Origin of the sequence: Pseudomonas sp. SMN5 (assembly GCF_052041925.1) — a bacterium.
GTDB lineage: Bacteria > Pseudomonadota > Gammaproteobacteria > Pseudomonadales > Pseudomonadaceae > Aquipseudomonas.
Genome location: NZ_JBKGGX010000015.1, coordinates 125,736 through 140,094, shown reverse-complemented (window position 1 = coordinate 140,094; position 14,359 = coordinate 125,736). Strand labels below are relative to the sequence as shown.

The window sequence follows — 14,359 nt, the reverse complement described above, 5'->3', positions numbered from 1 at the left end:
ATGAAAGTGATCTACACCGACAAGCCCGGTAATGAGCCGGGTGTTTGCTACCGCCTGCTCAATGAGTTCTTCGGAGTGATCAGCTCGGCGACTGATGTATTCGTCCAGGGCGACAATCCGAACATCATCGAAGCGTACAAGCGTGCTGGCATCAAGGTCACAGGAGCGGATGCCGACGGCCTGCGCACTGACGGCCCGACCGTGGCTGAATACATCGCTGCCGGCTACAAGGCCAGCAACTACCCGCCAGAAGGTTACGTTTCCCGCAGCACTGACCAGGAAATTGCGGAAGCGCTGCGCACCGAGCAGGAAAACACCGAAACTGACCCTCTGAAAATGAAGGTCCCTGAGCTGAAAGAGTGGCTGACCAAAAAAGGCATCGCCTTCGAGGCTTCCGCGCTGAAAGAAGACCTCCAAGCCCTGGTGCCGAAGGAATAAGGACAAGCACATGACCGACTTCATCACCGTTGCCGATGTTGACGCCCAGCTCGGTCCTGACTGGGCCGGCACCGGTGATCCGGTCCTTGCTGTGACCATGGCAAACGCCTGGCTCACGACCAAGATTAAGCGGGTTGTTCCCGATCCGGTTCCGACCGAGATCAAAACAGCCGGCGCCCAGGTCGCCAAGGAGGCGGCGGCGGGCAAGCTGTACACGGCCACGCAGAAGGAAGTGCAGAGCAAAACGGTATCAGCTCAATCTGGCACGTCCGTGAGCAAGACCTACGTGGCAGGCTCTACCGATCAGTCGGCGGGTGTGAACTTCGCCTTGGCCTTGCTGGCGCCTTGGATCAAACGCTCCAGCGTGACGATGCTTAAAAGGACCTGATCATGGGCATGCGCGAAGAGATCCAGGCCGAACTGGCCGAAGCGTTCGATGATCCTGATGGGCTCGCCGATGCCGTGAAGCCTGTAGTAGGGGTTCGGAAAGTGCAGGGTGAGTACGACCCTGATACCGGAACCACCCCTGAAGTCATCACAAACTATGCAGGGCGTGGCATTTTCGGCAGCTACCTTGGCAAAGAAATCGACGGCACGTTGATCCAAACGACCGACGAGAAACTCACCATCCTGCAGAACGAATTGTTCATCACGCTGCTGGACGTTCCGACCGCTACCGTAGCGGCGCCAGAGATCGGCGATGTCATCGGTGGCAAGCGGGCTCTGAGCGTAAGCCAAGATCCCGCTGGAGCAATCTGGACCGTTCAGTTGAGGCTTTGATATGGCAAATCGCGGAACGGGCCAGTCCGGCAGCTTCGCCCTGAGTCTCGCCGAGTTTGCTCAACAAGCTACTGAAGCCATCGACGCAAGCCTTCGCGAGATCATCATCGAGATCGGCAGCAGCGTTATCCGCATGTCGCCAGTGGGCAATCCCGAAATCTGGGCGGCAAACGTAGCTTATCGTCAGGCCAATACGCGGGCAGCGGATGACTATGACTTCAAGGTTGCTGTCCGAAACACCGTCATCAACCTGACCGACAGCAACTTCACCAAGGCCGGCAACCTCAAGCGCGGCGTGAAGTATGCCAAGCCGCTGACAAAGACCGAGCGGGACCAAAACTTCAACGTGAACGGGCTGGTTGCCGGCCAGGATTATGTGGGCGGGCGGTTCCGCGGTAACTGGAATTTCTCGATCGGCTCCCCGGACAACAGCTTTCGAATTAAACCGGACCCAACGGGCGAGGCCGCCACCGCACGGCTGGTCAGCGGTGCACTTGAATTCAAGGCGGGGCAGACTGCGTTCATCGTGAACAACCTGCCGTACGCCATCCCGCTTGAGTTCGGGCATTCGACCCAGGCCCCGGGCGGCATGGTCCGTATCACTGTGGCCCGCTTCCAGCAGATTGTGCTGGAGGCCATCAGGAACAATCAGGTATGAAATACGAAGAGGTTCCGGTGCAGACCTTCCAGCGATACGCGCTTTGCGATTGTGGCGGGCGCCTGGAGTACGTTGATGGATCCGTTGTGGCGCTGAGCTTGCCGCCATGGTACTTGCATAAGTGCCAAGCATGCGGCGCGGATAAACCATTGCAGGAATTATCGCCGACCCTCGTTTTGAGGGTGGTGTCATGAGCCACAAGATAATCCGCTCCCTGCTGGAGTCGCGCCTGAAGGCCTGGGCGGCGGCCCGGACGCCTGCGCTGCGCATCGCCTACCAGAACGTGCCATTCACCCCGAACAGCGGTGAAACCTACCTCAGGGCGGTCCTTCTGCCAGCCGGAACCGACAGCAATGACTTAGCCGGCGCGCACCGGCTCTACACCGGGCTGTTTCAAATCACCATTGTGACGCCGACCGGCAATGGCCCTGCCGGCGCCGAGACGATTGCCGATGAGCTTGCCGCGCTGTATCCCCTGAATGATCGCCTGACCCGAAACGGTTTTACTGCTTTGGTGATGACCCCGGTTGAGCCAGGGCCAGAGCAGACTGAGGACACAGCCTTCACCCTGCCGGTGTCCTTCCAGTACCGAGCCGACACCAACTAACTCGCCCGTTGGGCAAACCCAGAACCCGCCATTGAGCGGGTTTTGTCATTTCTGCAAAGAGGAAAAACACATGGGCTTTCGACTCCCCAACGGCGCGACCCTGCAAATCGCTTCGACCTACGGTCCGGCGATCCCGGTCACCGCGCTGAGCAATGCCAATCCAGCCGTGGCGACTGCTGCGGCCCACGGCTTGACCGATGGCGACATCATTGCCGTGACTTCTGGCTGGACGCGCCTGAATGACCGTGCGGCACGAGTTTCGGACAGCTTGACCGGATCCTTCGCCCTGGAAAACATCAACACCACCAACCTCCAGCCATACCCGGCCGGCTCGGGCTTGGGTTCGGTGCGTGAGGTGACCGGTTTCGTCGAGATCTCACAGATCACGGACGTCGCCACCAGCGGCGGCGATCAGCAGTTCCTGACCTTCGGCTTCCTGGCGGACGACGATGACCGCCAGATCCCAACCACCAAGAATCCGATCAGCATGTCGGTAACGGTCGCTGATGATCCTGGCCTTCCGTACGTGGCAGTGGTTGAGGCTGCCGACGAGGACAAGGTGACCCGCGTGCTGCGCCTGAACCTGCCGAACGGCGACAGCATCCTCTACAACGCCTACGTCACCATCACCTCGACTCCGGCTCTGTCCCGCAACAACCTGATGACCCGCGTTATCAGTCTGTCGCTGGCCGGCCGCCCAACCCGTTATTCGGCGGTGGTGTAACCCATGGCGAAGATCAAGATCTCCCAGAACCCGACCTTCAAGGCGAAGGTCGCCATTCCACGCGTGGGAGGCAAGCCCGAAGACGTGGAGTTCGAATTCAAGTACCTGGACCGCCTGGCCCTGGCCGCGCACTTCGACAAATGGAACGCCGCCCGGGAGGAACACCAGAAGCGCGTCCAAGAGGATGGCCTGTCCTGGCAGGAAGCCACGGTCGCCGAGATTGCGATTCAGGTGGGCCAGCTCAAGGACATCGTTGCGGGCTGGGCCTTCGACGACAAACTGTCGGATGAATCGATGACCGCCCTGGTGACCACCTGTGTCGGTGCACCCCAGGCCGTGCTTGAGGCCTACCAGAACGCGTATCAACCGGCTCGCCTGGGAAACTGACCGGCGCCGCCCGTGTTCTGTACGAGCCGGGGCCATCCGAAGCAGATTTGGCGGCTTTCGGCATGACTCTGGCGGACATCCCTCCAGTTGAGTACGACGTCTGGCCGGACAACTGGTCCGCCTTCCTGCTCTTCGAGGCCATGTCTACCCAGTGGCGCACCGGCATGGGCGGGGCCTCTGGCCTGGATTACAACGCGCTCCCACCGGTCGCCAGCATGCTGGGCATGAAGCGGCGCGAACTCACCCAAGCCTTCCACGACATCCGCGTCATGGAAGCAGAAGCCATGCTCGTGATGAGCGAATCGAAATAACGGAGCCCGCATGACTTCTATTGCTGAACTCGGCATCAAGGTCGATTCGACCGATGCTGCGCAAGCGAGCTCCGACCTCGACAAGCTGACCGCGGCGGGTGGCCGCGCCGAGAAAGCTGCCGAGGGAGTTTCCCGGAGCGCTGACAAGGCTTCGGTATCGATCAAGAAGCAGAAGGACGAGCTTGCCGACCTGCTCGGCGAGATCGACCCGACCGTCAAGGCCCTGGGTCGTCTGGATGAGCTCGAAAGCAAGCTGGCGAAGCAGAAGAAGCTCGGTGCGCTGGATGCTTCGACCTTCAGCGAATACCAAGCGAAGATCGACCAGTCCCGGACGAATCTGGGCCGCTTCGATGACTCCCTGACCCGCACAGGCAACACCGCCAAGCAGACCGCTGCTGCGCTGCGCGGAGTGCCCGCGCAGTTCACTGACATCGCCGTATCGCTGCAGGGCGGACAGGCTCCGCTGACAGTTCTTTTGCAACAAGGCGGCCAATTACGGGACATGTTCGGGGGCATCGGTCCAGCAGCAAAGGCCCTGGGCGGTTATGTGCTCGGCCTGGTGAATCCGTTTACTTTGGCGGCAGCTGCGGCAGCGGCGTTGGGGCTGGCCTACTACAAGGGCAGCCAGGAAGCAGACGCGTATAACAAATCACTGATCCTGACCGGTAACTATGCAGGTACCACGGCTGATGGGCTGGCCTCGCTGGCAAAGCAGGTCAGCTCAACTGTAGGCACTACTGGCGCAGCAGCGGCTGTTCTTGCGCAACTGGCAGGCAGTGGCAACATCGCAGCCTACAGCTTCGAGGAGATCACCAAGGCTGCCCTGACCATGGAGGAGGCCACGGGCAAAGCCGTTGAGGAGACGGTTGCCCAGTTCGCCTCGATCGCCAAGGAGCCTGTGGCCGCCTCGATAAAGCTCAACGAGCAGTATCACTACCTGACTGCCTCGGTTTACGAGCAAATCGTTGCCCTGGAAAAGCAGGGCGAGCAGGCAGCCGCTGTCAGGCTGGCGACCGATGCGTTCGCCGATGCAATCCAGTCGCGAGGGGATCAAATCACCCAGCGCCTTGGCTTGATCGAGGGCGCCTGGAACAAGGTCGCCAAAGCTGCCAAGTGGGCGTGGGATTCGGCCTTGGATGTTGGTCGGGAGGCGACATACGAGGAAAAGCTGGCCGATCTAGAGCTACAGGCTCAGAACGCAGCGCGCCTCGGTGCCGGTCCGAGAGGCGGCGGTGGTCGCGGTGTGGCCCAGATCGAGGCTGATCGCGCCTCGCTGATGCTTGAAGAGCAGGAGCGCCGTAACCGTGCTCAAGCCAAGCAACAAGACCAGCAGCGCCAGGAAGCGGCTGTCAGCGGCATGCAGCTTATCGCTCGCGAGGCAGATTCAGCGCAGACACAGGTACAGAAACTTGAGAAAAAGCTCGCTGACCTGGACAAAGCCCGCCAGAAGAACATCGCTAACAACACATACTCACCTGACCTGCAAAAGCAGTACGAGACCGCAGTAGCTGGCGTCAGAAAGCAGATTGCAGATGCCAATAAAAAGGCCGCAGGCCCGGCCGGCGCACTGAATCTGACCGAGTTCAACGACTCGAAAAACCAGCTTTCACTGATCCTGAGCGAGTACAAAAACGCCCAGAAGGAACTGGAGGCTGCGCAGAAGGCCGGCTTGGTCACCCAGGAAGACTACCTGCTCAAGCGCCAGGCGCTGATCGGCAATGAGCGGGATGAGGTAACGGCGGCCTACAAGACTGAGATCGATGCCCTTGAAGCCGCGAAGGGAAAGGCCAGCACATCGGCAACCCAGCGCATCCAGCTAGACAAGAAGATCGCCGACGCCAAGGCCAACATGGTCAAGGCGCAGAAAGAGGCCGACAGCGAGCTTAGGGTTCTGGCCGCAAATGAGGAGGGTCGGGTCAAGAAGCAAGCGGCCAGCCTCAAGACCTACACCGATGCGCTGGACCTGCAAACTGAGGCGCTGCGCCGTTCTGGGCAGCGCGCCGTGCTCGGCGTTGGCCGGGGCGACAGGGAAAACGCCTTATCGGGAGAGCTGAACGCCCAGGATGATCGTTTCGCGAATGCGTCACGAGAACTAGCGAATCAGCGTAGCGCCGCAGCGCTCCAGGGTGCCTCTAAGGACGACCTCGACAAGGAGTTCGGCCCTCGGGTTGCTGCGCTCGCCAAGCAGAACCAGGAAGCCACTGAGCAGATCCGGCAAAACTATGCCGATATCGAAAAGGCCCAGGGCGACTGGACGAATGGCGCCAGGTCTGCATTCCAGAATTATCTGGACTCAGCCAAGGATGTGGCCGGGCAGACCAAAACCCTGTTCACTAATGCTTTCAGTTCCATGGAAGACGCCGTCGCCAACTTCGCGATTTCCGGGAAGTTCTCTTTCTCAGACTTCACAAAGTCGATCCTTGCGGACATGGCTCGGATCGCCACCAGGCAAGCAGCCTCAGGGCTATTGTCCGGTATAGCCGGTAGCGCTTTGGGCGCTTGGCTTGGCGGAGGGGGTGGCACAACATCAGCAGGCTCTACCCAGGCAGGCTACTCGGGCGACCTTTCCGGCTTTACGCCAGGCAGCGTTCAGGCCAACGGCGGCGCCTGGTCAGGCGGCGTGCAGATGTTTGCCAACGGCGGCGCATTTACCAACTCCATTCTGAATAAGCCGACACCATTTGCTATGGCCGGAGGCAGGACCGGATTGGCGGGTGAGGCTGGCCCCGAGGCAATTATGCCTCTAACCCGAACCTCCAGCGGCAAGCTGGGCGTCATGGCTCTGGGCGGCGGCGCTGGTGCGACTCAGATCAATGTCGAAGTGCATATAGACGGTGACGGCAACGCATCTTCCTCGGCAGACGCCCCCGGCTACGATCTGTTCGGCAAGGAACTGGCGGCGTTCGTGGAGCAGAAGTACCAGGAGCTGCGTACCAGAGACATGCGCCAAGGCGGCGTTATTAACAACGCAATCAAGGGGCGATGATGGCAATCGAACGATTCACATGGACGATTGATAAAGGCGCGGAGGGCGATATTGCCCAGCGCGTTCGCTCCAAGCAGTTCGGCGATGGATATGAGCAGTCGGTTGAGGATGGCCTAAACAACCGGTCGCAATCTTGGCCGGTGACCTTTACTGGGCTGAAGCCGCGCATAAAGGAAATCATGGACTTCATCGATCGGCATAAAGGGGCAAAGGGATTCCTCTGGGAGCCGCCCCTTGGCGAGCTTGGCCTCTACAGGTGCAACGGCTACAAGTCTGCGCACCGCGGGGGCCAGGTCTATGCCATCACCGCTACCTTTGAACAAACTTTTCACCCCTGAGATAACTGCCCATGGCACTGATCACGGACATCCAGAAACTGGAGCCCGGCGGCGAGATTCGCCTGTTCGAAATTGACGGGACCGAATATGGCGCTGACTACCTGCGCTTCCACGGGCACGCCATACCGCACACGCCTGAGGAGTTGCTTGCCTATGAGGGCTCCGTAGACGATCTTCCGGCCAAATCGATCATCTGGCAGGGCCAGGAATACGCAGCGTGGCCCGTCCAAATCGAAGGTATCTCCTCCAGCAGCGACGGCTCGGCTTCTCGGCCTACTTTCGCTGCGGGAAATATCAACGGACGGGTCACTGCACTTTGTCTGGCCTTTGAGGACATGCTGAAGTTCAAGCTGACGGTCCGCGAAACGCTGGCCCAGTACTTGGATGCAGCGAACTTCCCAGACGGCAACCCGACTGCGGACCCGACCCAGGAAGCGCTGGAAATCTGGTACATCGACCAAAAGACCAGCGAGGACGGGGAGGCTGTGGTTTGGGAGCTGTCTTCCCCGGGCGAGATCGACAACCACGGACTTCCCGGCCGCCAGATGACGACCTTCTGCCACTGGGCTATGACCGGTGGGTACAGGGGGCCTGACTGTAACTACACCGGCGCGGCTATGTTCGATGACGAGGACAACCCAACGGAAGATCCGGCCCTAGACCAGTGCAAGGGCTGTCTCTCGTCCTGCAAATTGCGCTTCGGCGAAAACAATGAACTGTCCTTCGGCGGTTTCCCTGCAGTTTCCCTGATCGCCCGGAGCTGACCATGCGCAAACACATCTTGAGCGCGATCCAGGCGCATGCTGCGGAAACCTACCCAGCCGAGTGCTGCGGGCTTCTGCTGGCCGTTGGGCGGAAGCAGCAGTACTTCCCGTGCACCAACACCGCAACCGAGCCAAACGAAGAGTTTCGAATCAATCCCGAGGAATACGCGGCGGCGGAGGACCTGGGCGAGGTGATCGGCATTGTTCACTCCCACCCTGACGCCACGAGCCGGCCTTCGCCCCGGGACCTGGCCATGTGCGAAGCAACCGAACTGCCTTGGCACATCTTGAGCTGGCCGGAGGGCGACCTGCGGACCGTGGTGCCCACCGGCGAGACGCCGTTGCTCAAGCGGCCCTTTGTCCACGGTGCCTGGGACTGCTGGCAGGTTTGCGCAGACTGGTATAAGCGCGAGTGGGGGCTGGAATTCGAAGCCTTCAAGCGCGCCGACGGCTGGTGGGAAAGCAAGGACAACACCAGCCTGTACGAGGCGAACTACGAGGCCGCGGGCTTCTACCGCGTCGACCATCCGCAGCGCGGTGACATGATCGTCATGGAAGTGGGGCGGACGGTTCACCCGAACCATGCCGGGATCTTCCTCGGCGCCGACCCGTCATTGCCTGGCGAGGATGGCGAGACCTTCGGCCCCGGGCCGTTCCTGCTGCACCACCTGTACGGCCGGCCGAGCGAAATTATCGTGTTCGGCGGGCCATGGCTTGACCGGACGCGCCTGATTCTTCGACACAAAAATGCAAAACCAACAACAAGACGCGGCGTGGCCGCGGGAGATCGTTATGAGCCAGATAGTTGAAATAGCGCACTACAGTGAAGTGCGCATCCCAGAGGATCAATCTCAGGAGGATGCGCACGCACTGTTGGCCTTCGTTGTTTCAAAGATAAATGAAACCGACCTCAGCCCTTTGTTTGGGCTTCTTTTATGTCGTTGATTATTTTTAGCATTCCTTCCAAAGGCGCTCGATAGCTTCTCAGTCGCTCGCCGTCGAAACCAGTCTCTTTATCAAGATATATCTTGAATTGTTCTTCCAGAGCATCGCGTTTTGGCGATGTGTGGTATGTGACAGCGGTCAGCGCTTGGACGGCCTTGATCAATCCAAGAAGCATGGCTTCCTGGGGGCCAAATTTGTCTGGTATCTCGCTCATTGCACTCTCCTTGCGTTATCCGCGCCGAAATTGGCGCAATCCCAGTCCTTGGGCTTGCAAGCGAAGGACTGGGGAATCCGTTGCGTGAGGGCAAGAGGCTACTATCGGAGCGAGGCGTGGCGTTACTGAGGATTCGTACAGCCTGGAAGGGTGATATCTTGGGCGCATCTACCACAGGAGTGACCCCATGAGATTTTTTGTAGGTGCGGTTGGGGATTCGTATAGGCAAGAAAAAGCCCGGGCGGGGCCGGGCTTGGTCATTCGGTTCAATTGTGGTGATGATCACCACAGCTGCGGTTCGGATCTTGTATATCTTAGATGGCTCCAGACTTCACTTTTTCGACAAAATCAGCAAGAGAAGGGACTTCGTTCTCTGGCGCATTGATGAACGCCGCCTCTCTGGAAATTACAGCCATCATCAGCTCTCCTGGAGTTGCACCAAGTCGCTCGGCGGTAGAGAGGAAATTTCGGTAGACGTCAGCAGGAACGGCCACAAGATCTTCAGGAGAGCTTGGCTCTTTCTCCTCTCCTGGCTCTATAAAGTGGAGGCGCACAACCCCTTCTTCATCTTTTGTGCCGGCCAACGTTAGAACATCTATGCCGAGAGCATTGGTAATTTTGTGAACGTCATCCTCAGATGGCAGTAAAACTCCAAGCTCTAAATCCGTAATTTCTTTCCTGGCCATTCCGGTGAGCTCGGAGAGTTTCTGCCTGCTGACGTTAGCTTTATGTCGCTCGTTCACCAATCGTGCAGAGAAGCCTTCATAAATCTTCAGGCCAGAAGCGTTTTTAGGATCCCCGCCACGAAGCTCTTCGATCGTTACGCCAAGGGCTTCAGCTAGGCGCATGAGTACCTTTAGGCGAGGCATAGACTGACCTGCCTCGTACTTAGAAATCATCGACCATGCAACGCCTGCCATGGCGCCAAGCTCTCGCTGAGTGAACCCTTTTTGGGCTCTCAGGGTCGCGAGTTTTTCAGCAAAATTTTCTTTCATGACGGCCTTAAGCGTTTGTACGCGGACATTTTGTCCTCGGACAAAGCGTACGTCCCACCCTGGCTCAACGCAACAAACTAAACATTGTTGTTGACAGATGACACAAACGGAACAAAACTACACAAACTAAACAGCGGCACGGAGATTGCCATGAGCGCAGCAAAAGAGAAGAGGGTTGTTGGGGTTCGGCTGGTTGACCTGATGCGGGAAACGCTGAGTAGCAAGGCCGAGCAGAACGGTCGGAGCTTGAGCGGGGAGATCGTTTATCGCCTGAGGAAGTCGCTTGAGCAGGAGATGGAGCATGAAAAACAGCAGGCATAAAAAAACCCCAACGCTGGCGGGCGATGGGGTTCTGGGTAACGAGATCAACTTCGAGGAAGAAATCGTCATGAGCGATATTAGCACAACAGTTTCGAATGTCATCCCGTTCAATTTCGGAAAGCAGCAGGTACGCACGCTGCTGGTTAATGATCAGCCGTGGTTCGTAGCAACCGACGTCTGCGAGTCTCTCGCGATCGTCAACACTGCTCGGGCGCTCAGTCGGTTGGATGAGGATGAAAGGGGTATTCATAGTATGAACACCCTTGGAGGCGCGCAGAATCTCAGCGTGGTTAACGAGTCCGGCCTCTATTCATTGATCCTCACCAGCCGCAAGGCGGAAGCCAAGCGCTTCAAAAAGTGGGTCACCGCTGAGGTTCTGCCAGCGATCCGCAAGCATGGTCGCTACGAGGACTCCAAAGGCGTGATGGCGCCGATGGTTGATGATCTTCTCGGCAAGTCGGGTGCTCTTCGGCTGAGCAACGTGATGCGGTGCCGAGTCGCCAAGCTGGATGCAGAGCATCAGCGTAGCGCCACCGCCAAACTCGCGTCCGCGGTTCACGCTTGCTTCGGCGTTCCTAGGATTGAGCTGATCCCGAGCGCCCAGTTCGATGCTGCAGCCAACTTTGTTGCGAGTTATGCGATTGAGGGCGAGTACCTCAGAAAGGAGGAGCAGGGCGACAAGCCTGCCCTGGAAATCCACGTTCCGGTCCAGGCTCTTGCGAAGCGTCGACCTGAAATGGTTAAGCGTCGTGGAGGCAACCAAGCGTGGCTCGACGTAACAATTCATGACCTGCGAGATTTGAAAGGCGAAAACACCCCGTGCGAATCCGTCCTCTATGCGTTGCGAGAGGCAGGCTATAACGTTGATGGTGCATGGTGGGAGCTTCGCACTTACCGCAATAAGCTGCGCCAGCTTGAATCTTTCGTGAAGGGTCTTGGAGTAGCTATAGAAGAGCCTCATCGCTACGCAATCAGCGAGGAGGAAGCAGCATGAGTGCGCTGATGGCTGTTCCGTTTCACGGTGTTCAGCTCTACTTGGTCGAGCATGAAGGCCAGCCATATGTGCCGATGCGTCCTATGGTGGAGGGCATGGGTATTGACTGGTCCTACCAATCCAGAAAGCTGAACGCTTCGAAGCGTCGGTATGGTGTTGCTGTCATAGCAACCCCTTCAGCGGGTGGTGAGCAGGAGTCGATTTGCATACCTCTTAGAAAGCTTCCTGGCTGGCTTGGGACGCTGGAACCCGCCAGGGTTAAGAATCTTGAAGCTCGCAAGAAGATCGAAGAGTTCCAAGACGAGTGCGACGACGCCCTATGGCAGTACTGGAACGATGGTCATGCGGTGAACCCACGTACTCAGCAGCCTGCGGCCAATGACTCTGCAGTCGAGTTTGCCAAGCTGGCGTTGGAGCACCTGCCGAACCTGGGTGACACCAGCAAGCAGGCACTGCTCAGCCATATTTCGGAGCTTGCCTATGGTCAGCGGCTAATCCCTCTGCCAAAGGTGGAGGAACACCTTTTGTTGGCCGGGCAGGTAGGCGAGTTGTTCGGCGTCACTGGAAATCGTATTGGCAAGTTGGCCAACCAGCACGGAATGAAGACCGACCAGTACGGCGAGTTCCGGCTGGACAAGTCTCGATACAGCAGTAAGCAAGTCGAAACGTTTCACTACAACCAAGCTGCCATTGACCGGTTTCGCGATCTGTTATCTGACGGAGGGATGATCTAATGGGGAGTATTATCGAGCAATGCATGGGTGATGGCATTTGCGCGGCGCAGTCTTGCTTTGGCGAGCGCGAGACTTCGTTGGCTGACGAAATGCAGGATTACCTTCAAGACTGGATGGCTGGGTTTAACCCACACCCCACTGACGACATGATCGCCGCTTGGCTGATTGGATTTTCGAGAACGCTCGCTACACATTTCAAACTGTTGCAGGAAAACTGAATCAGTCAACCACCCAACCCCGCCCATGCGGGGCTTTCGGCGTACCAAAACCACCCAAGGATCACCAGAAATGAGCCCGGTCAGCCATAGAGAAAAGCCGCGAAATGTGAAAGGTAACGAGACATTGAAAGTCGAATACATGGGAAAGACGATGCGAGCGTTCGTAATGCTTGGCGCCAAGCAAGAGGACATGGATAACACCAGAATCCCTGACGGTGCTGAGATGCAGATCAATATGATTGTGGATCGCGGAGCGGTCTCAAAAGAGGTTCGCGAGATGCTCGACGAGGCTAAGAGCGGAAATCACATGCTCTTCATGTGCAGAACGTTCAACATCAGGAAGGATGTGTTGAGCGCACTCGGCTTTGTCGAAGGCGCGCTCTCCGCATAGGAAGGCTTGCCCTGTAGTGATACGCTCCCTCCTTTAACAGGGAGGGATGTCATGCGTATTTTATTGGCTTCGGTCATCGCTTTTTCCGCGTTGCTGGCGGCGTGCTCGACGCCAGGCGATCTCAAAAAAAATGCCCCAACAATCAGTTCGATCAGCAAAAAATCGCCAAAACAATACGCGCTTTGCGTTTTTCCGAAGTGGCAGGAGGAGCGCTCAGCTTCGACCATGTCCGAGACGGAATATGGCTATCGCCTTATTGTAGCGACAGACATGATGGCAGATGAAGTCCTTGAAATCGGAAGATCTGGAAGTGGAAGCAAGGTCGCGCTATATCAGCGTATGCCTTGGGCAAAAATGCTGGGACGAGGCGCGATAGAGGATGCGGTTCGTAGTTGCCTTTAAAACGCTCATGCAGACAAACCGCCTAACGGCGGTTTTTTTACACATGGAGAAAAGCAATGGCAGTACTCGCTATTGAATATGCACCGATAGAAACTGTTCAACTCGGCGGGCAGCTACGCCAATTCGGAAAAGAGTACAGGCTGGCGGTTCGCAGTCCAGCAGAGGCTATTAAGGCTTTGTGCGTCCAAATCCCTGGGCTTGAACGATTTATTAGCTCTGCTAAAGCGCGAGGTCTTGAATTCGCAGTTTTCCGTGGCAAGCGGAACATTAGCGAGGCGGAGATTGGCTACCAGGGTCGAGGCGTGATTCGCATAGTCCCAGTAATTACGGGCTCCAAGCGGGCTGGGATTCTTCAGACCATCCTCGGCGCTGTCCTGATCGTTGCCTCATTTTTTGCAGGACCAGCCGGGCCTGGCCTGATGGCCTCCGGTATCGGTCTCGTTGCCGGCGGCGTCATCCAGATGCTCAGCCCTCAAGCTGGCGGACTGAAAACCAGTGCAGCCCCGGAAAACCAGCCTGGATACGCGTTCGGGAGCGCCCGAAACACAACTGCATCCGGCAACCCAGCACCGCTGTGCGCGGGCCGCCGGCGGTGGGGCGGAGCAGTCGTCAGCGCAGCGATCTATGCGGAGGATCAGATGTGACCGACGCCACCTACAGCATCACGATCCACGATCTCCACCGACTCGAAGGCGGATTGATTTGCGCCGACGAGGCAGTGGTTGCTGTTCTGGACGATGGGCGCGAAATCTATCGTGAGCGCTTTATCGGGAAATGCACATCGCCAGGCGGCTACACACGAAAGTACCGCGGGAAGACAGGCCTTACTGCCGCTCTGATCTCTGGCAACTGCCGACTGGTTTTCAGCTTGAATAGCCAGCCAAAGGCGGCTCCCCGCCACCCATAAAATCGTCAGAGCCCACTCGGTGAGAGCCGTAGACGACGCGATATCCGGGGCCGCGAGCTTCAGCCGCAGTCTCGGCCACATCCTTCGAGGCGTAAATGTCGATGAAGCGCCACGGTGAGCTTTGCACGACAGCCCAGCCCAATACCCAGCCTGCGTTATCTGGATCCTTCGGAAGGTTTTTAGCAAGGCTTCTGATTGACATGACCGCTCCTTGGTTTTGGAAGGCGTAACGCTACTACCACGGA

The 14,359-nt window shown here is 57.9% G+C and carries 22 protein-coding genes; 19 read left to right on the top strand and 3 right to left on the bottom strand.

Features of this window, described 5'->3' with window-relative positions; genetic code table 11:
- The 12 genes from ACLEJR_RS17025 (at position 1) to ACLEJR_RS16970 (ending at position 8,802) form a co-directional block, all read left to right on the top strand.
- The gene (locus tag ACLEJR_RS17025; protein WP_440815250.1) at positions 1 to 438 is read left to right on the top strand and encodes a HeH/LEM domain-containing protein; all 438 of its coding nucleotides are present in this window, start codon (positions 1 to 3) and stop codon (positions 436 to 438) included.
- Positions 439 to 448: 10 nt separating this feature from the next.
- A complete protein-coding gene (locus ACLEJR_RS17020) occupies positions 449 to 826 on the top strand; it encodes a hypothetical protein (protein WP_440815247.1) in 378 nt (125 codons plus the stop codon).
- 2 nt (positions 827 to 828) lie between these two features.
- Positions 829 to 1,218: a hypothetical protein gene (locus tag ACLEJR_RS17015; RefSeq protein WP_440815245.1), complete on the top strand. Its 390-nt coding sequence runs from the start codon at positions 829 to 831 to the stop codon at positions 1,216 to 1,218.
- A 1-nt stretch (position 1,219) separates the two neighbouring features.
- On the top strand, positions 1,220 to 1,876 hold the full coding sequence (locus tag ACLEJR_RS17010) for a hypothetical protein (protein ID WP_440815244.1): 657 nt from the start codon (positions 1,220 to 1,222) through the stop codon (positions 1,874 to 1,876).
- A 190-nt stretch (positions 1,877 to 2,066) separates the two neighbouring features.
- Entirely contained in the window at positions 2,067 to 2,483 is a 417-nt protein-coding gene (locus ACLEJR_RS17005; RefSeq protein ID WP_440815242.1) for a DUF4128 domain-containing protein, read from the top strand.
- Positions 2,484 to 2,553: 70 nt separating this feature from the next.
- Entirely contained in the window at positions 2,554 to 3,207 is a 654-nt protein-coding gene (locus ACLEJR_RS17000; protein WP_440815241.1) for a phage tail protein, read from the top strand.
- 3 nt (positions 3,208 to 3,210) lie between these two features.
- Positions 3,211 to 3,594, top strand: a complete 384-nt coding sequence (locus tag ACLEJR_RS16995) for a phage tail assembly chaperone (protein WP_440815239.1) — start codon at positions 3,211 to 3,213, stop codon at positions 3,592 to 3,594.
- A gap of 62 nt (positions 3,595 to 3,656) precedes the next feature.
- Positions 3,657 to 3,905, top strand: a complete 249-nt coding sequence (locus tag ACLEJR_RS16990; RefSeq protein ID WP_440798564.1) for a DUF1799 domain-containing protein — start codon at positions 3,657 to 3,659, stop codon at positions 3,903 to 3,905.
- Between the two features lie 10 nt (positions 3,906 to 3,915).
- Positions 3,916 to 6,891 (top strand): phage tail tape measure protein, encoded by a 2,976-nt coding sequence (locus ACLEJR_RS16985; RefSeq protein WP_440815237.1) that lies wholly within the window; start codon positions 3,916 to 3,918, stop codon positions 6,889 to 6,891.
- On the top strand, positions 6,891 to 7,229 hold the full coding sequence (locus ACLEJR_RS16980) for a phage tail protein (RefSeq protein WP_440815234.1): 339 nt from the start codon (positions 6,891 to 6,893) through the stop codon (positions 7,227 to 7,229). The genes ACLEJR_RS16985 and ACLEJR_RS16980 overlap by 1 nt, the downstream gene beginning before the upstream one ends.
- Positions 7,230 to 7,240: 11 nt before the next feature.
- Positions 7,241 to 7,993, top strand: coding sequence for a phage minor tail protein L (locus ACLEJR_RS16975; RefSeq protein WP_440815232.1), 753 nt, complete (start codon positions 7,241 to 7,243; stop codon positions 7,991 to 7,993).
- A 2-nt stretch (positions 7,994 to 7,995) separates the two neighbouring features.
- Entirely contained in the window at positions 7,996 to 8,802 is an 807-nt protein-coding gene (locus tag ACLEJR_RS16970; protein ID WP_440815230.1) for a C40 family peptidase, read from the top strand.
- Between the two features lie 101 nt (positions 8,803 to 8,903).
- Here ACLEJR_RS16970 and ACLEJR_RS16965 read toward each other — a convergent pair whose 3' ends face one another.
- Together ACLEJR_RS16965 and ACLEJR_RS16960 are read right to left on the bottom strand one after the other, a co-directional pair.
- On the bottom strand, positions 8,904 to 9,152 hold the full coding sequence (locus ACLEJR_RS16965) for a hypothetical protein (protein ID WP_440815227.1): 249 nt from the start codon (positions 9,150 to 9,152) through the stop codon (positions 8,904 to 8,906).
- 314 nt (positions 9,153 to 9,466) lie between these two features.
- Positions 9,467 to 10,147 carry a helix-turn-helix domain-containing protein gene (locus tag ACLEJR_RS16960; protein WP_440815224.1) on the bottom strand — a complete coding sequence of 227 codons (681 nt, stop codon included), beginning with the start codon at positions 10,145 to 10,147 and terminating at the stop codon, positions 9,467 to 9,469.
- Positions 10,148 to 10,297: 150 nt separating this feature from the next.
- Between ACLEJR_RS16960 and ACLEJR_RS16955 the strand changes: the two genes are divergently transcribed.
- From ACLEJR_RS16955 to ACLEJR_RS16925, 7 genes are all read left to right on the top strand, one after another.
- Entirely contained in the window at positions 10,298 to 10,468 is a 171-nt protein-coding gene (locus tag ACLEJR_RS16955) for an Arc family DNA-binding protein (RefSeq protein ID WP_440815221.1), read from the top strand.
- Positions 10,449 to 11,462, top strand: a complete 1,014-nt coding sequence (locus ACLEJR_RS16950; RefSeq protein WP_440815219.1) for a BRO-N domain-containing protein — start codon at positions 10,449 to 10,451, stop codon at positions 11,460 to 11,462. The genes ACLEJR_RS16955 and ACLEJR_RS16950 overlap by 20 nt, the downstream gene beginning before the upstream one ends.
- Positions 11,459 to 12,196 carry a phage antirepressor N-terminal domain-containing protein gene (locus ACLEJR_RS16945; protein WP_440815216.1) on the top strand — a complete coding sequence of 246 codons (738 nt, stop codon included), beginning with the start codon at positions 11,459 to 11,461 and terminating at the stop codon, positions 12,194 to 12,196. Before ACLEJR_RS16950 ends, ACLEJR_RS16945 begins: the two co-directional genes overlap by 4 nt.
- Positions 12,197 to 12,219: 23 nt before the next feature.
- A complete protein-coding gene (locus tag ACLEJR_RS16940) occupies positions 12,220 to 12,414 on the top strand; it encodes a hypothetical protein (protein ID WP_440815214.1) in 195 nt (64 codons plus the stop codon).
- A 70-nt stretch (positions 12,415 to 12,484) separates the two neighbouring features.
- Positions 12,485 to 12,805, top strand: a complete 321-nt coding sequence (locus tag ACLEJR_RS16935; RefSeq protein WP_440815212.1) for a hypothetical protein — start codon at positions 12,485 to 12,487, stop codon at positions 12,803 to 12,805.
- Positions 12,806 to 12,856: 51 nt separating this feature from the next.
- Complete coding sequence (locus ACLEJR_RS16930; protein WP_440815209.1) at positions 12,857 to 13,207, top strand: hypothetical protein; 351 nt, start codon at positions 12,857 to 12,859, stop codon at positions 13,205 to 13,207.
- A gap of 56 nt (positions 13,208 to 13,263) precedes the next feature.
- On the top strand, positions 13,264 to 13,851 hold the full coding sequence (locus tag ACLEJR_RS16925; protein WP_440815206.1) for a tail assembly protein: 588 nt from the start codon (positions 13,264 to 13,266) through the stop codon (positions 13,849 to 13,851).
- Between the two features lie 219 nt (positions 13,852 to 14,070).
- On the opposite strand, the gene ACLEJR_RS16920 is transcribed toward ACLEJR_RS16925, so the two are convergent.
- On the bottom strand, positions 14,071 to 14,316 hold the full coding sequence (locus tag ACLEJR_RS16920; protein WP_440815204.1) for a hypothetical protein: 246 nt from the start codon (positions 14,314 to 14,316) through the stop codon (positions 14,071 to 14,073).
- Between the last annotated feature and the right edge of the window lie 43 nt (positions 14,317 to 14,359).

Excerpts from the sequence above, each read along its gene's own strand:
- ACLEJR_RS16955 (WP_440815221.1), top strand. The coding sequence starts at position 10,298 with ATGAGCGCAGCAAAAGAGAAGAGGGTTGTTGGGGTTCGGCTGGTTGAC.
- ACLEJR_RS16995 (WP_440815239.1), top strand. The coding sequence starts at position 3,211 with ATGGCGAAGATCAAGATCTCCCAGAACCCGACCTTCAAGGCGAAGGTC.
- ACLEJR_RS16950 (WP_440815219.1), top strand. The coding sequence starts at position 10,449 with ATGAAAAACAGCAGGCATAAAAAAACCCCAACGCTGGCGGGCGATGGG.
- ACLEJR_RS17010 (WP_440815244.1), top strand. The coding sequence starts at position 1,220 with ATGGCAAATCGCGGAACGGGCCAGTCCGGCAGCTTCGCCCTGAGTCTC.
- ACLEJR_RS16940 (WP_440815214.1), top strand. The coding sequence starts at position 12,220 with ATGGGTGATGGCATTTGCGCGGCGCAGTCTTGCTTTGGCGAGCGCGAG.
- ACLEJR_RS17005 (WP_440815242.1), top strand. The coding sequence starts at position 2,067 with ATGAGCCACAAGATAATCCGCTCCCTGCTGGAGTCGCGCCTGAAGGCC.
- ACLEJR_RS16930 (WP_440815209.1), top strand. The coding sequence starts at position 12,857 with ATGCGTATTTTATTGGCTTCGGTCATCGCTTTTTCCGCGTTGCTGGCG.
- ACLEJR_RS16945 (WP_440815216.1), top strand. The coding sequence starts at position 11,459 with ATGAGTGCGCTGATGGCTGTTCCGTTTCACGGTGTTCAGCTCTACTTG.
- ACLEJR_RS16970 (WP_440815230.1), top strand. The coding sequence starts at position 7,996 with ATGCGCAAACACATCTTGAGCGCGATCCAGGCGCATGCTGCGGAAACC.
- ACLEJR_RS17015 (WP_440815245.1), top strand. The coding sequence starts at position 829 with ATGGGCATGCGCGAAGAGATCCAGGCCGAACTGGCCGAAGCGTTCGAT.
- ACLEJR_RS16985 (WP_440815237.1), top strand. The coding sequence starts at position 3,916 with ATGACTTCTATTGCTGAACTCGGCATCAAGGTCGATTCGACCGATGCT.
- ACLEJR_RS17020 (WP_440815247.1), top strand. The coding sequence starts at position 449 with ATGACCGACTTCATCACCGTTGCCGATGTTGACGCCCAGCTCGGTCCT.
- ACLEJR_RS16920 (WP_440815204.1), bottom strand. The coding sequence starts at position 14,316 with ATGTCAATCAGAAGCCTTGCTAAAAACCTTCCGAAGGATCCAGATAAC.
- ACLEJR_RS16925 (WP_440815206.1), top strand. The coding sequence starts at position 13,264 with ATGGCAGTACTCGCTATTGAATATGCACCGATAGAAACTGTTCAACTC.
- ACLEJR_RS16965 (WP_440815227.1), bottom strand. The coding sequence starts at position 9,152 with ATGAGCGAGATACCAGACAAATTTGGCCCCCAGGAAGCCATGCTTCTT.
- ACLEJR_RS16990 (WP_440798564.1), top strand. The coding sequence starts at position 3,657 with ATGACTCTGGCGGACATCCCTCCAGTTGAGTACGACGTCTGGCCGGAC.
- ACLEJR_RS16935 (WP_440815212.1), top strand. The coding sequence starts at position 12,485 with ATGAGCCCGGTCAGCCATAGAGAAAAGCCGCGAAATGTGAAAGGTAAC.
- ACLEJR_RS16980 (WP_440815234.1), top strand. The coding sequence starts at position 6,891 with ATGGCAATCGAACGATTCACATGGACGATTGATAAAGGCGCGGAGGGC.
- ACLEJR_RS16960 (WP_440815224.1), bottom strand. The coding sequence starts at position 10,147 with ATGAAAGAAAATTTTGCTGAAAAACTCGCGACCCTGAGAGCCCAAAAA.
- ACLEJR_RS17025 (WP_440815250.1), top strand. The coding sequence starts at position 1 with ATGAAAGTGATCTACACCGACAAGCCCGGTAATGAGCCGGGTGTTTGC.
- ACLEJR_RS16975 (WP_440815232.1), top strand. The coding sequence starts at position 7,241 with ATGGCACTGATCACGGACATCCAGAAACTGGAGCCCGGCGGCGAGATT.
- ACLEJR_RS17000 (WP_440815241.1), top strand. The coding sequence starts at position 2,554 with ATGGGCTTTCGACTCCCCAACGGCGCGACCCTGCAAATCGCTTCGACC.